A 14903-nucleotide genomic window follows, 5' to 3' on the forward strand; every position below is an offset into this window, starting at 1 on the left:
AACGCTCGTGCCTGGCATTGAATGGGTGTTTAGGGGAAGCAATGCATATTGAAGATTTCAGGTCAGTGGATGGCCTGAGCCATAAGGATTTCGAGCATTTTGTAAAGGACTTGCTGGAGGCCTCTGGCTGGCAGGATGCGGTGGTCACAGAGGTGGGCAGTGATTACCGCCACGGTGACGGTGGGGTGGACATTTTCGCCTACCGCGGTGGGCGCAAGTTCGCCGTGGAGGTCAAGCAACGCCAGCTGGGCATTACGGTGGACGTCAGTGCCCTCAATCAGTTGGTCACCGGGGCCAAGCTTGCTGGTGTAAAGCAGATGATCCTGGTCACCAATTCGTACTTCACCTCCGAGGTAAAGGTGCGTGCGTTGCGTTTGGGTGTCGAACTAATCGACCGCGACGAGCTGAAAAACTTGTTCGTGGTCCATGGTTCGGAGATAGGCCGAAAGATCAAACCGCGGGAATACCAGGTGCAAGTAATCCAGCAGGCCCTGGAGCACGTCGACGCAGGCAAACGCAAACTGCTGATTGAGATGGCCACCGGTCTGGGCAAAACTTACACCGTTGCGCTATTGATTAAGCAGTTGCTCGAGCGCGGTCCAAGAGGCCAAAGGGTGCTGTTCATTGCCCATCAGATCGAGATACTGCTGCAGTCGGTCACCGCCTTCAAAAACGTTCTGGGCGTGGGCAACTACAGTTTTTCCGCCTGTTTTGCGGGCGTCCGGCCCGAGGATACCGACCTGGTGTTCGCCAGTTTTGACACGCTCTACAGTCAACTGGGCACCCTGTCGGTGAACAGATTCGATTACGTGATCGTCGACGAAGCTCACCACACCCCGGCGCGCACCTACGCCGGGGTAGTGACGCATTTCCAGCCGCGTTTGCTGATTGGCCTCACCGCAACGCCCTGGCGCACCGACAACAAGAGTGTCAGCGATTTCTTCGGAGGACCTGACGGCCACATCGGCCGCTACGATCTGATCTGGGCACTACAGAATAAAAAGCTGGCCTTCCCCAAGTACATGGTAATGCTCGATGACATCGACCAGGAACGTATCGATCAACTGGAAAGTGGCTTGTCGGTTTCTGACTTGGATAAACGGCTGTTCCTGCATAAAAAAGACCAAGAAGTCGTGCGCCTGATCGAGGCGACGATCAAGAAAAAGCAACTTGGCAGCGTCAAAGGTATCGTATTCTGCCGGAACATCAGGCACCTCCAGCACCTACTGGGCTTCTTCGAAGCGGGCACTGCTACCTCTGTACACTCGCGAATGCCAGAAGCCCTGCGGCGCGAGAACATCCGGAATTTTCGCGAGGGGGAGCTCAGTTACATCCTGGTCTGCGACCTGTTTAACGAAGGAATCGATATTCCTGAAACCAACCTGCTGGTTTTCATGCGCTACACCGGTTCGAAGACCGTATGGCTGCAGCAGTTGGGCCGGGGACTGCGTAAAACCGCAAACAAAGACTGCGTGCACGTGCTCGACTTCGTCGGCTCTCTAGACCGGCTTAAGGATGTCCAGCAGTTGGTAAAGGCTGTGCAAAACAAGCGCCAGGGACCAGTGGAGGGCGACTTAGATGAGGCCCATGAAGAACAGCAAAGCCTACACGACGACACCATCGAAGTGACCTACAGCCAGTCCGCGGCACGGGTGCTGGAGTTGATCGAGCGCCTGAGCTATCGCCTCAACAGCCGTGAGACTTTGGTCGAACAGCTTCGGCGCTACTACGAGGTGACCGGTCGCGTACCGCTAATCGAGGCGTTGGAAAGTAGCCTGGACGACCTCTCGGTCGACCAGGTAGCGACGCACTTCGACTCCTACCAGGGCTTTCTTCTTGCTGCATTTGGCTGGCACGCCGAGACCGCGCCTATCACCGACGCTGTGGCCGAGGCTTATGCCGCTGACTTGGCAAAGCACGGGCTGCCGCCTAGCCCCAAAGCCCTAGCGTTGCAGTTTGTGCATAAGTCATTGCCCTGGCTCACAGTTTCAGAGATGGCGCGTATTATCGCGCAACTGCAGGCAACGTTATCGCTGGACGGTGTGGCCGATAGCGAGCAAGACGCTCCAATCTTGGACTCGGCCGAAATGGCTACACCGAAACCTACTGAGCCCCCTAAGCTTGCCTCAGCGAATGCCCAGGAAAACGCGCAGCACGCGTTGCTCGCGCATTATCGCGGGGTCGTCAACAACCGTACTGATCTTTTGACCTTATCGCGGACACAGCTCGATGAAATCACACGCCTGTTTCGCTCAACGTCGGTGTTCCTGATGCGCTTGAGGAGCAGTGAACATGCTTGATACAACGGAAGTGGCCGCGGCGCTCAAAGCCCTCGATGCACAGATGAACGCAGCGGGATTGCTACCACTGGTCGCAGTATCCACACGGTTGGACCAGTTGGTAGCCAGACTGGACACCGAAGGCTTTCTATCTCTACGTACCTTGCCAGGCTTCTGGGCACTACTGGCGCTGTGGGAATTACCGAACAACAACCTAAAAGCGACCGAGCCGCGGCCTACTGACGTGCTCGATGACGCGGTTGATGACGTCGAGACGTCGTCGGATGAGCAGTATCCGGCGCCCGCCGCAGAACCGCTGTGCCTGCCGCATCCACACACAGCCATTCGTGATGCCCACCTGGGCAAGCGTTTCGACAAGTTGATTTTGCGGCTGCAGCGAAGCGCGGCCCAAGCCGCCGGGGATCTAGCGCCGATAGAGCGCCTGGAGGACATCCTGAATCTCTCTGAAGAAAGCTTGCTGAAGCTCGGGGGAGTCGGCAAAACTTATCGGGACGATTGGTATGAGCTCAAAGCCTTGTATATGAATGCCTCAGAGGGGGTTTTGCCTATGCAGCCGGAGGCCGCCGACATGAGCCCCACCCACTTTGACGTTCATGACGACATGCTGCTCAACTTAATGCAGTTGGACACCTCCGAACGCAAAGCTGTCGCCAAGCTCGAGCGCTCTATAGGTACTGTGAGTATCCAAACTATTCTGAATTTCAGATCTTTGGATCAAGCAGCAGTCAAAACCTGGGGGAACCGCTCAGTGACTCAAGTGTTGCAGGTGCGGCAAAGGTTGATAGACGAGCTACAGCGCATCGCCAACGGAACCCTGGATTTCCGAACAGACCAAACCTCGCTGATTACTACTCGGTCGCACTCGTTCGAATCTGTCGAGGCGCTTGGTCACTTCTTACTGGGTCGGCTGGACAGTTACCTCGCAGGGCTCGACGAGACACGTCAGCTGATCTTTCAGCACCGATGGGGTTTTGTCGACGAACGTCTGACCCTATCGGAAGTCGGCATCAAGTTCGGCGTGTCCCGCGAGCGCATTCGCCAGTTGGAAAGCATAATTAATGAACAGCTCAACAATTGCCTGACATTGGATACCGATGACATCTGGCAGGCAGCCCAAGGCCTGCGTCATGATGAGCTGCGCCTGCAAATGGGCGATCTATGTGCCTGTTTCAACGATCAGGCATACTTCCATGAGTTTCTGACATTCGTCAGCCATGGCCGTTTGGCTTCTCTCTCGTCCCTAACACTGCCGCCGCTGGGGCTCCTCGAAGACTACTTTGCCCTACATGGTACGGCGATCGCGCAGCAGACCGTACTACAGGAGCTGCAAAAGTGCCTCGGATGCGATGAAAAGAATGCGCATGGCGCTTTGCACTACTTGCAAGCCCAAGGTCAAGTGGCGCTGGCTGACGGCCAAGTACGCCCGCTGCGCTTGAAGAAGCACGAGGCCGCCGCCGCAGTGCTCAGTGAACACACCAACGGCCTTCCATGGCTGGACATCACCCGGTATGCCAACAGCCGCGGCATTTCCCGCAGCCCGTTCTCCGAGCAAATCGTCGGGCATGGTTTGCATGACTCGCCGCTGATGTACGTCTCAGGCAAAGGTGTCTATCGGCACACCCGCTTCATCGACTTCGACTCAATCGATGACACAGCAATATTTGACGCGCTGCATGGTTACTTCGCCAACCTCGAGCGGGAAGTTTCCCACTTGAGCGAAGCCCATAGTGACTCCCCAGTGCTACGGCAACACGATTATTACATCGTTCGTTACTTGGTAAAAATGCATGGCGAAGCTCATGGCATCTACTTCAATGGCAAATCGCAAACTGACTCGATCAGCCTAAACCCTGAGTTCGAATTGTACTCGCAGAAAAGCGTGATTCTGCAAGCGCTGCAGCGCGGGCGGGCGCCCATGACTACGAACGAACTAGCGCAGCTGTTGAAAAGCCGCAGCCTGCGTCACGCTAAGCTTTACATCAACGAATTGACCCTCACCAACCAGCTCGTACAAGTTGACCGAATGCTCTACACCACACCGGAGCTGGGCTATGAAAACGTCGACCTGGATGCCATGCGCCAAGCCATCAACGAGGTGTTGCTGCACCACAGCAAGCCCGTCGACCCATCGGTGATCCAGACAGAGCTAAACCTGCGGCAAGGGGCGACCTACCCAAAATACTTCTACGGCTCGCTAGCGCGTTTTTTCGCTCAGCAGCAGCACTGGCACCGTCGGCAGAGCCTATTTGCTTTGCAACCAATTGCCTTTAGCAGCTTAACTGGCGCGATCGAGTCCCTGTGCTCCACGGATGAAAGTATGGAAGTTAGCGTCGAGGTGCTACACCGACACATCGCGATCACAGATGAAGCCGCAAGGGTGTCCATTTACAACTGGAGAGGCGCCAAAGCGAGATCGCTCACCGGCGTTAGCGCCGAGGAAGACGAAGAAGCGGAGAGCAACTGACCGCCACTGACCGTTCGCTCAGCTTATGGGCGCAAGCAGGAGCAGGTGCTGACCCATATATCAATGGCGCTTGCGGCAGGCACACTGGAGGCTGTTATCGATGAGCCCCCTCCCTAACCCAGGCGTTTGCCCCTACACAGGTAAACAAATAGTGGGTGATTTCCACTGGTTTCGCCCGGCCGAGTTCACTGCGTGGGCGCTGAAGAAGTTTCCCACCCTCCCTAAAGTTGTTGAGCTGCTTAATCTTTCTGCTTCGAAGCTCAAGCCGAACGAGCCAACAAACGCCGCCCTGCTAGCCATTGCAGGGCTGCTGGAGCTGCTGATGGATGCCGATCGGCAGCTACTGCCTGTGCAATTAGCTGGCGAGATAACGGAAAACTGATCCAATAACTCTCTATATTTTTTGTACACCAAGCTGTACACCTGAACTTAAAAACACCCCAAACATCCCGTATTTCATTAATACTTCTGTTCCCTTCACCGCTCCACATAATTGAGTCCAACGTCGCGATGGTTTTGACGGGGGATGCAGAGACAAGAAAAAACCGGTCCTGTGTGACCGGTTTTTTTATGCCCGCCATTCAACAAAAACACTCATTGCGCTGGCGTTGAAGGAATCAGAAACACTCCAGTGCTGTTCTCAAACGCTCCGCCTTGCGGGGGTTCCTACACTGTTTCCAACCACTCATCCATTCTGTCGCCACCAACGGTGGTTATAGTGTTGATAACTAATTTTCAGTAGGTATAGTAACCACCTACACAGCACAGGGAAGTGATGTGAATAGCCGATATTTGATAACCCAAATCGTCGCAGACGGCTGGTATCTGGTACGGGTCAGGGGCAGTCACCACCACTTCAAGCATCCCACGAAGCCCGGTCTGGTCACCGTCCCACACCCGAAGAAGGATTTACTGACCAAAACGGCCGTCAGCATCCTGCAACAGGCCCTGCTGCATTGAATCGGCGAACAGCACCCGGAGGACAACGAACATGCTTTACCCAATTGCGATTTCAATGGGCGATAACGAACACGCCTGGGGCGTGGAAGTCCCGGATATCAAGGGCTGCTTCTCAGCCGGTGATGACCTGGACGATGCGATCGCCATGGCGCGCGAAGCCATCGAAGGCCACTTCGAGATACTCGCCGAAGACGGCTCGGCGATTCCGCCCGCCAACACGGTCACCGTACACGCGGCCAATCCGCAGTACGCCGGTGTGACTTGGGCATTGGTGGACATCGATGTCACCAAGTACCTGGGCAAGGCTCAGAAACTCAACATCACCCTGCCCGGCTATCTGCTGACCCGTATCGACGAATACGTGCTGCATCACCCGGAAGAGAAAAGCCGCTCCGGCTTCCTGGCCTCGGCGGCGTTGAAAGTGTTGCAACAGCGCTGAGGGCGACAGCTTCAGGTCTGATGCAACAGAGAACCTTAGCGGGTCGCGACGATGAATAAACGCGGGAACGGCAGCAGCACCGAACCATCGGCCAGCACCGGGAAGAACGGCTCAAGTGCTTCCAGATAATGCTCGAGGTACTGAGCTTTTTCCGTCGCGTCGAGCGGTTCAAGAAACGGTCGCAAACCGCTGCCCTTGAACCACTCGACCACGGCCGCTGGACCGCCCGCCAGCGGATGATGGTAGGTGGTGCGCCACACATCGACCCGCGAGGCGCACGAACACAGCATCCGGTAGTAAGTATTGGCATCGTCCAGGGTCGTCCGTTGCCCGGCGACGTCCGCAAGCTTGCTGGCCCAGGGACCTTTACTGGCGACTTCACGCATCATCCGGTGCGACGGTTGATCGAGGTTGTCGGGCATTTGAATCGCCAGGCTGCCGCCGGGTGCGAGTTTGGCCACCAGCGACGGCAACAGCGTGGCGTGGTCGGGCAACCACTGGAACACCGCGTTGGCGAAGATCACATCAAACGGGCCGGGTTCGCTCCAGGTGGCAATGTCGGCGGTGTCGAAGCGTACGTCCGGCAAGCGTTTGCGGGCGGCGTCGATCATGTCGGCCGAGCTGTCCAGTCCACGCACTGCGGCATTGGCAAAGCGCTGCACGAGCAATTCGGTAGAGTTGCCAGGGCCGCAGCCGATGTCGATCACCGAACGCGCATCGGTGTTCGGGATAGCGGCCAGCAAATCGCGCGCCGGGCGCGTGCGCTCATCTTCGAAAGCCACATACTGTTTGGCAGACCAACTCATCGCGTACTCCTGTAATGGGTCAGGACATGAGCGACGCGCTAAACTCTGCGTTTCGCTCGTGGGGCGCCAGTAAGCGACGGCCCTGCCAGGTTCGTCAAGATTCGGTTGGGGGATGATGTGGTGAAGGTGGTTACGCCGATGTCGGGCAAGTCCGATCGATAGACGAGCCCGCAGGTTCATATCAAAAGACCTGCACAAAAAAGAGCAACCTATGAAGGCAATGCCAGCCAGTTAAGGCACAAACCTGTGGGAGCGCTTAACTGGCTGGCATTGTCTTCACAGGTCGCTGTTTTTGATTCAGCGAAACACTGGATCTAGTGGGCCCAGCCCCCGCCTTGCCAATGCCAGCCATCGTTGCGCTGTTCCCAATGCGGGTGCACATAACGATAGCCCCGGCGTTCCGGTTCCCAGTGCCCGCGAACGGCGACATAACGCCCGCCTTCCCAGCGCCAGTAACCGCGCGACCAGACATACCCCGGCCGGCCCGCGGGCTCCACTTCGATCACCTGGACCGGTGGTGGCTGCGGTGCGATGACTTCGACGTACTCGCGTGGCGGCGGACGCCGGTCATGAACCACCCGCTCCTGTACGCAACCGGAGGCCGCTATGACCACTGCTACCAATGCCGCGTAACGTAACAACATGCTGCCTCCTGAGGCTCATCGGCCAATAGAGTAACCCCGTAAAACCATGCCCCCTTTACCGCCGCGCTCCTGCTTGGCGTATGAATATTTGTACCAGCAGATATCTGTCTAATACCTGAACCCACCCACAGGAACTGTGTAAAGAAAAGTTGACCTTCCACAGCTCGCAGAACCTGCAAGAAAAAGTGCAACGCCATCTTTGTTGAGCTGTTCCAGATGCACGTTATTCAGCATCGCGTCAGCTGCACAGGTGGAAACTACACTGGCTGCTGTCGACGTCTCTCTTGATATTCGGGAACCTCCTACATGCACGTGCCACATGCCGTTTTGCGCCCGTTGTGTCTGTCGGCCTGTTTGCTGTTGTTTCCCTCCCTCGCCTTGGCCGGTACACCCGCAGCGCTCAACCCGAGCGACATTGCCTGGCTACGCCGCGATGGCTTCGATCTGGATGCCGCCAGCCTGGCGCGCTTGCGCAGCATGGGCCGCGGGGGGTTGCTTCAAGCCCAATTGGCCGACCGCATCAACACCCCGCTGCCACCGGCAATCAACGCGTTATTGCACAGTTATCCGGTATTGAGCACGCCGCCTGAATCATTGTTGCTGGCATTCAGGAGCCAGCAGGAACAGCTCAAGGCCATGCCCGAAGGCGACGCCAAAAACGCTGCAAAAAAAGATGCACAACAACACGTCAACGAACTTGCAGAACAAGCGCGTGAAGCCGTGCTGTTGCATGCGGTGTATGGGCCTAATCAGCTCAAAGAGCAGTTGGTGGGTTTCTGGCTCAACCACTTCAGCGTGTTTCAGGGCAAAGCTCGCATACGGGTGCTGACGGCGGACTACGCAGAACACGCAATTCGTCCACACGCATTGGGCAAGTTCAAGGACCTGGTGATGGCCACCCTCAAGAGTCCGGCGATGCTTGAGTACCTGGACAACGTGCAAAATGCCCGGGGCAAGGTCAACGAGAATTACGCCCGCGAATTAATGGAGCTGCACACCCTGGGCGTCGGTTCAGGCTATACCCAGCAGGATGTGCAGCAACTGGCGTTGATTCTGACCGGCGCCGGGCTGATGCCGCTCGATGGTCGTACGCAGAAGTTTGCTCCTCGGTTACAGGCCTTGGTAGTGCGCGAAGGGCTGTTCGAATTCAATCCTCGTCGTCATGACTTTAGCGACAAGGTACTGCTTGGCCAACTGATCAGAGGCAGCGGTTTTGACGAGATCCGTCAGGCCGTGGAGCTGATCACCCGGCAGAAAGCCTGTGCGCATTTTATCTCGCAACAGCTGGCCGAATACTTCGTCGCCGATCGGCCGTCGCCCGCGCTGGTGGAACGGATGGCCAAGACCTTCCAGGACAGCGACGGCGATATCGCCCAAGTGATGCGTACGTTGTTCGAGTCGAGGGAGTTGCTGCAAAGCGCTGGGACCAAGTTCAAGGACCCGATGCAGTTTGTGGTGTCGGCGGTGCGGCTGGCCTATGACGGCAAGCCGCTGGCCAACGCCAGGCCAATGATCAATTGGCTCAATCAGTTGGGACAGCCAGTATTCGGTCGCGTGACACCGGATGGCTGGCCGCTTGCGTCCAGCGGTTGGTCGAGCTCGGGGCAGATGTCCAAACGCTTCGAAATCGCCCGGGCAATCGGGCGTGGTGATAACCGTTTGTTTACCCCGCAAGGTAGCAACCTGCCCGGTCCCGGGTTTCCAATGATCACCACACCGTTATTCTACGAGGCCATCTCTCCACACCTTTCAGCAGCGACCCTTGACGCGCTGAACAAGGCCGTGTCGCCTCAGGAATGGAACACCTTTTTGCTCGCCTCACCTGACTTCAATAACCGCTAAACCGCGTAACGAGGTGCCGCCATGAATCGTCGAGAACTGCTGATTGCCGCTGCGGCAGCCGCGACGCTTCCGTCCTTGTCGTTTAGTGCAAAGCTGTTCGCTGCCCCCGTTTCGGCGCCACGCTTTCTGATCGTTTTTCTTCGCGGCGGCTACGACTGCAACAACCTGCTGGTGCCCTGTTCCAGCGATTTTTACTACGAGTCGCGTCCGACTCTCGCCATTGCCCGGCCGGACTCGCATAACCCCAACAGCGCCATTGCACTGGACAGCCATTGGGGCCTGAACCCGGTTTTACGCGATTCGATCTACCCGTTGTGGCAACGCAAGCAGATCGCGTTCGTGCCATTCGCCGGAACCGATGATTTGTCCCGCAGTCACTTCGAAACCCAGGACAACATCGAGTCTGGCGAACCGACCCAACAGCGCAACCGTTACGACTCGGGCTTTCTTGCACGTTTGTCGCGTCAGGTGCCAAACAGTGCGCCCATCGCGTTCACCGATGCTTTGCCCCTGAGCTTCCAGGGCGGCAACGCCATCCCTAACATCTCATTGCGCGGTGCCTCGAAACCGGCCTTCGATGCTCGGCAATCGGCGATTCTTTCGTCGATGTACCAAAACACACCTTATGCCGCCTCCGCAGCCGGTGGCCTTGAACTTCGCCAGCAGGTGTCAAAGGATCTGCAAGAAGAGATGGTCAAGGCCAATCGTGGTGCGCCGAATGCGCAGAACTTTGCTGCGCAGACCCGACGTATGGCAACACTGATGCGCGACCAGTACCGACTGGGTTTCGTCGATGTCGGCGGCTGGGACACCCACGTCAATCAAGGCAGCACCAGTGGCCAACTGGCCAACAATCTGGCGAACCTTGGTGAAGGTCTGGTCGCCTACGCCCAGGCGCTGGGGGATGAATGGAACAACACCACCGTGGTGGTGGTCTCGGAGTTCGGCCGCACCTTTCGTGAAAACGGCGCCAGGGGCACTGATCACGGGCATGGCACGGTCTATTGGGTACTCGGCGGCAATGTTCGCGGCGGGCGAATCGTTGGCGAACAGGTGGCGGTCAACCCGCAAAGCCTGCTGCAAAACCGCGATTACCCGGTGCTCAACAATTATCGGAACCTGCTCGGTGGTTTGCTTGGCAGAACGTGGGGCTTATCCGCGTCACAGTTGCAGAGCGTATTTCCCGGTGCACGTCCGGATGCATTGCAGTTGCTCTGATCGGCGTAAGAAATACGCAACGCATTACGTTGAAAGACCTCAAGGCACTGCTGGTCGCAAGCTCCGGACTCAAGGCCATCAGCCTGGATCGAACATCGGCGCAAGGCTTGCTCAAAGCCATCGACGGTTAATTCTCTGACACCCTGGAAGTGAAGCTGCCGGGATTGGTAATCGTTGCTCAATGGCACACGGTTTAGAGGGAGATCAACGCTTGGGAAACGTTCTGGATCACCATTTCCTTATCGCCAAATCATCGGAAATTAGAAGTAAAACGACCGCTCATCGAGTGAAACGCCCTCTGTTTTGACAGCTTCATATCGGCATCTATAGTCCAGACGCGGCCTGTTGGAAGGAACCCGGACCGATCACTTTTATAGGCAAGGAGCCAGGCCAGCTCATACCCTGTGATCCGTGGGTTCCTCATAGTAGTGCGCTTACAACAGCCGCAAGGCAATCAAGCGTTGTTGTGCCTGGTAGATGCCAGGCTCTCACTATGAACAAGGAGCTTTACTATGTCTCGAGTAACGGATGTGCTTGTTTCGATCGACACCGAATCCATTCTGAAAAACTACCCGAACATCAGCAAAAACCCTGCCGCGCCAACATTGATTGATGTCAATCACGTGTACATGGTCACCAACCGGGACAACGTGATCAATGGCCAGGCCGGTGGCGAACTGAATTTGAAAGCCTCGGTCGGTGACCTGATTCGCTGGCGCGAAACCAGCCTGTCGCAGAGTTTCGAAACGGCAGTGGTTTTCTACAAGTTCATCGGCAACGCGGGTAATGAGCTGATCTCGACACCGACTCCACGCAAGGCCACCGCCTGTGTTGCCGTGCCAAACACCAGCAACCCGTCGGTGCCTAGCTGCCAGAAAGTCGATAACCATTACTGGTCTTCGGAAACCCTGGCCACCGGCAGCGTGACCTATCACTTCAACTTCCTGATCGTGAACCGGGACTGCCAGATTGTAGGTTGCTGCTCGTGGGATCCGTTCATCACTATCCGTAACTGATCTGGACGGCCCCTTGGCGACAAGGGGCTTTGCCCTCTGCCTCGCGTCCCGCCTGGAACTGGATGTCTTGCGTAAGCCGCAGCGGTGCGTCGCGATCCACCCACATCATGAAAGGAAGCCGTGATGTCCACAGATACCAGCGCAATCCCGTCACCCACCACTGAGCAGGCAACCAATGTGTTGCTGATTGTCGATGCCGAATCCCTGCTCACCCGCTACCCACAACCAAGCCTCGACCCGCAAAACCCGACCGCGATCGACAACGGCTTCATTTTCACCATTGGCGCAACCCAAAGGACAACGCCGGCCGCCAAGGGTATCTGCCTTGAGCTGGCCACAAACTCGGGAAAAACCGTCCATTTACGGGGCCGAACCGTCGGCCTGCACGCCGAGCATAGCGTGGTGTTTTACGACCTGTCCGTGGGTGATGCCGGGGTGCTGTCAAAACCGCAACTTGAGGTACACCGGGGCCTGACCTTGCCCGCCCTCAACCCCGGAACCCTCACCGAACCACTCCCGGTGAAAGCCGATGATCACTACTGGCATTTCCAACAATTGAGCATCGGTGTAGAGCAGTGCAAGCTGAACTTCATGCTGGTGAACAGCAGTTGTGAAGTGCTGGGGTATTTCAGTTGGACGGTTGGGGCGAAGCTGTCGGGCTGAAGTACCGGGACTGTTTTTGTGGCGAGGCTCACAGCGGTACTGGCTCGTCACCTACTCCGTAGCAGCTGCCGAAGGCTGCGTTCGGCCCGCGTAGCGGCCGTAAATCTGACACTGCATCATTTCTGAGGTGCCGATAACACGGTTTTGCGAGGGTTTCACCCTCGAACGCAGGCTTCGCCAGCTGCTACAGATCGTGTGAGTATGCATGACTCAGCCATCCACCCGAGCCGATTGACGGCTGGCTTGAAGGGCCTTGGCCATTTGCAGGTGGTTTTCAAGCTTGGGTAGGGTTTCCGCGGCGAAGGCCTTGATCTCCGGCACGTCAGTGGTTTGTGCTTCCTGCTTCAACTGATCGATGGCTTCCTGGGTAGTTTGTACCTGGCTGGCGGCAAAGGTCGCGTCGAACGAGTCGCCGTCCTTGACCTCAGGAACCAATGCCTTGGCTTTGTTGGCCACCTCGTCTCTGGGGGCAACGGGCAGATCGAGTTTCCTGGCGATTTTCGCCAGGTGCTGGTTGGCCGTGGTGCGGTCGTTGATCACCACAATCGCGTAATCCTTGACCTCTTTGGATTCGGTTTTCTGGTGAGCCAGGCGGCTGGCTTCAATGTCGGCCATACCTTTGGCCGAGGCGTCGTTGATGAATTCGGCTGGCGACTGGGCCAAAGCATTGCTGGCGCCCAGGCCCAGCAACACGGCAAAACTGATGGTCGGTAATCGGCTGGCCATATGCTTCATGGTCGCGCCCTCCTTGAACAGGCAAATGAGTGCAGCGGGTTTCCCCCGTCTGACGTCTGAAGTTAAAACACCACAAAGGTTTAGAAAAGTTGAGCCTGCCGCGACGAACGGTGCCCCGCGCCAAAGTCGAATCAGGCGCGGTCCAGACGCCCGCTCAAGCGCTTGGCAGCGTACATGGCCTCATCTGCGTGCTTGAACAATTGCTTTTCCTCACTGCCATGCTCGGGGTAAAGCGCGATACCGATGCTCGGCATGATGTTCAGGCTATGGCTGTCCAGACGCATCGGCTGGCCGAGGACCTGACGGATCTTGATCGCGACCCGCGCCGCGTCTTCGGTCGCCTGAACACTGTCGAGCAGGACGACAAACTCATCACCGCCAATGCGCGCTACCGTGTCGGACTCACGCACGCAGCCTTGCAGTCGATTAGCCACGGCTTGCAGCAACATGTCGCCGACACCATGGCCATAGGTGTCGTTGACCTGTTTGAAATGGTCCAGATCGACATACAGCAGAGCCATGCGTCCAGACTCTTTTCTAGCTCTGCCGAGGGCTGCAGTCAGGCGTTCACGCAACAGTTCGCGATTGGGCAATCGGGTCAACTGGTCGTGCTGTGCCATGTATTGCAGCCGACTGTGCAATTGCTTGCGCTCAATGGCTGCCGCGACCTGGGCACAGACGTATTGCAGCAGCTCCTTGTCGCGCTCGGTATAGTGTTCGCCACCGGGTACGCTTTTGACGATCAGCGCACCGATGGTGCCTTTCTGTGAGTTCAGCGGTACGCCCAACCAGCAGGGTGGATCCTGGCCATTCATGACCTCGTAAAGTCCGGGCATCGCAGCAGGTTGGTCGGGCGTCACCAACACCGACTGCCCCGTGCGAATTACCTCGGCGCAGAGCTGGCCAGTCACGGTAAACACCGGATCGTGCTCGTGATCGTCGACGTGGTACGGGAAATTCAATTGCTTGCAGTGCTCGTCGTAGAGCGCTACCGAGAAGTTCAACGCCGGTAACCATTCGCCGATCAGTTGATGAATGCGTTTGAACAGCGCCAGCAAATCCTCAGCGGCATGGGCTGCTTCGGAGATCGCGTACAGTGCGGCCTGTCGGGACTCAGCCTGTTTGCGTTCGGTGATATCACGGGCTACGGCGATGCGCAGTTGGTCGACTTCAGACCAACGCGCCGACCAGAGCAGATGCACCACCTGACCATCCTTGCGCAGGTAGCGGTTTTCAAAGTTCGGGTTGGGCTGGCCGCGCATGATTTCCCGGGCCGCGTCCAGGGTCCGTTGGCGATCGGCCGGGTGGACCATCTCGATCATCGGCTGGCCGATCAGCTCGTCCTGGGTAAAACCGAACACTCGCTCGCAAGCGGCACTGACAAAGACGAAGCGTCCCTGACTATCGACCGCACACACGACGTCGAGCAAAAGATCGATGTAGCTCGCCAGCGGCGCGGAATTACTGGTGGTCATCAAAGATGGATACTGTCCAAGAGTGCAGCCGTGAGTATCAATCCCTCGACCCGGCCATCGCTAAACAGGATGTCCTGATGCAGCTGTCGCAGCCTTGCGTGCAGCCTCAAACCTTGTTCGCCAACACCCCGCAACCCCATGCAGCAAGGCGTTGACAGCGAAGCCGGTGAACATTACCCCGCACATCCGGGTAATTGCCAGCTCATGACGCTGATACAACGGGCGCAGCCGACGAGTGCCCACAATGCCGATCAGAATAGCGCATACGGCGATACCGCCAACGAAGCTCAGAAAAATCAGCCACATTTGCGTGTTTGTATCAGCGGTTTCAAGCCGATGTA

At 57.1% G+C, this 14903-nt stretch carries 13 protein-coding genes and 1 pseudogene; 9 read left to right on the top strand and 5 right to left on the bottom strand.

Going from position 1 to position 14903, the window contains the following annotated elements; translation table 11 throughout:
* Positions 1-41: 41 nt before the first annotated feature.
* From HK44_RS27975 to HK44_RS27995, 5 genes are all read left to right on the top strand, one after another.
* A complete protein-coding gene (locus HK44_RS27975; protein WP_019692258.1) occupies positions 42-2300 on the top strand; it encodes a DEAD/DEAH box helicase family protein in 2259 nt (752 codons plus the stop codon).
* Complete coding sequence (locus HK44_RS27980; RefSeq protein ID WP_019692257.1) at positions 2293-4764, top strand: sigma factor-like helix-turn-helix DNA-binding protein; 2472 nt, start codon at positions 2293-2295, stop codon at positions 4762-4764. Before HK44_RS27975 ends, HK44_RS27980 begins: the two co-directional genes overlap by 8 nt.
* A 151-nt stretch (positions 4765-4915) precedes the next feature.
* Positions 4916-5146 (top strand): hypothetical protein, encoded by a 231-nt coding sequence (locus tag HK44_RS27985; RefSeq protein ID WP_141651780.1) that lies wholly within the window; start codon positions 4916-4918, stop codon positions 5144-5146.
* Positions 5147-5541: 395 nt separating this feature from the next.
* On the top strand, positions 5542-5724 hold the full coding sequence (locus HK44_RS27990) for a type II toxin-antitoxin system HicA family toxin (RefSeq protein WP_019692255.1): 183 nt from the start codon (positions 5542-5544) through the stop codon (positions 5722-5724).
* A 31-nt stretch (positions 5725-5755) separates the two neighbouring features.
* Positions 5756-6163 (top strand): type II toxin-antitoxin system HicB family antitoxin, encoded by a 408-nt coding sequence (locus HK44_RS27995; protein WP_019692254.1) that lies wholly within the window; start codon positions 5756-5758, stop codon positions 6161-6163.
* 35 nt (positions 6164-6198) lie between these two features.
* Here the strand turns inward: HK44_RS27995 and tam are convergent, their stop codons facing one another.
* Positions 6199-6969, bottom strand: coding sequence for a trans-aconitate 2-methyltransferase (gene tam / locus HK44_RS28000; RefSeq protein WP_019692253.1), 771 nt, complete (start codon positions 6967-6969; stop codon positions 6199-6201).
* Between the two features lie 314 nt (positions 6970-7283).
* A complete protein-coding gene (locus HK44_RS28005) occupies positions 7284-7613 on the bottom strand; it encodes a YXWGXW repeat-containing protein (protein WP_019692252.1) in 330 nt (109 codons plus the stop codon).
* 306 nt (positions 7614-7919) lie between these two features.
* Between HK44_RS28005 and HK44_RS28010 the strand changes: the two genes are divergently transcribed.
* The 4 genes from HK44_RS28010 (at position 7920) to HK44_RS28025 (ending at position 12352) form a co-directional block, all read left to right on the top strand.
* Positions 7920-9455, top strand: coding sequence for a DUF1800 domain-containing protein (locus HK44_RS28010; protein ID WP_019692251.1), 1536 nt, complete (start codon positions 7920-7922; stop codon positions 9453-9455).
* 21 nt (positions 9456-9476) lie between these two features.
* Positions 9477-10673 carry a DUF1501 domain-containing protein gene (locus tag HK44_RS28015; RefSeq protein ID WP_019692250.1) on the top strand — a complete coding sequence of 399 codons (1197 nt, stop codon included), beginning with the start codon at positions 9477-9479 and terminating at the stop codon, positions 10671-10673.
* Positions 10674-11185: 512 nt separating this feature from the next.
* The gene (locus HK44_RS28020) at positions 11186-11689 is read left to right on the top strand and encodes an inclusion body family protein (RefSeq protein WP_019692248.1); all 504 of its coding nucleotides are present in this window, start codon (positions 11186-11188) and stop codon (positions 11687-11689) included.
* 123 nt (positions 11690-11812) lie between these two features.
* On the top strand, positions 11813-12352 hold the full coding sequence (locus HK44_RS28025; RefSeq protein ID WP_019692247.1) for an AidA/PixA family protein: 540 nt from the start codon (positions 11813-11815) through the stop codon (positions 12350-12352).
* 210 nt (positions 12353-12562) lie between these two features.
* Here HK44_RS28025 and HK44_RS28030 read toward each other — a convergent pair whose 3' ends face one another.
* The 3 genes and pseudogenes from HK44_RS28030 to HK44_RS28045 all read right to left on the bottom strand — a co-directional run.
* Positions 12563-13087, bottom strand: a complete 525-nt coding sequence (locus tag HK44_RS28030) for a DUF4142 domain-containing protein (protein ID WP_019692246.1) — start codon at positions 13085-13087, stop codon at positions 12563-12565.
* Between the two features lie 131 nt (positions 13088-13218).
* Positions 13219-14562: a sensor domain-containing protein gene (locus HK44_RS28035; protein WP_019692245.1), complete on the bottom strand. Its 1344-nt coding sequence runs from the start codon at positions 14560-14562 to the stop codon at positions 13219-13221.
* 60 nt (positions 14563-14622) lie between these two features.
* Positions 14623-14865: pseudogene (locus HK44_RS28045) on the bottom strand (hypothetical protein); the annotation flags it as partial.
* Between the last annotated feature and the right edge of the window lie 38 nt (positions 14866-14903).

The organism is Pseudomonas fluorescens HK44 (assembly GCF_000217955.3).
Classification (GTDB): Bacteria; Pseudomonadota; Gammaproteobacteria; order Pseudomonadales; family Pseudomonadaceae; genus Aquipseudomonas; species Aquipseudomonas fluorescens_AQ.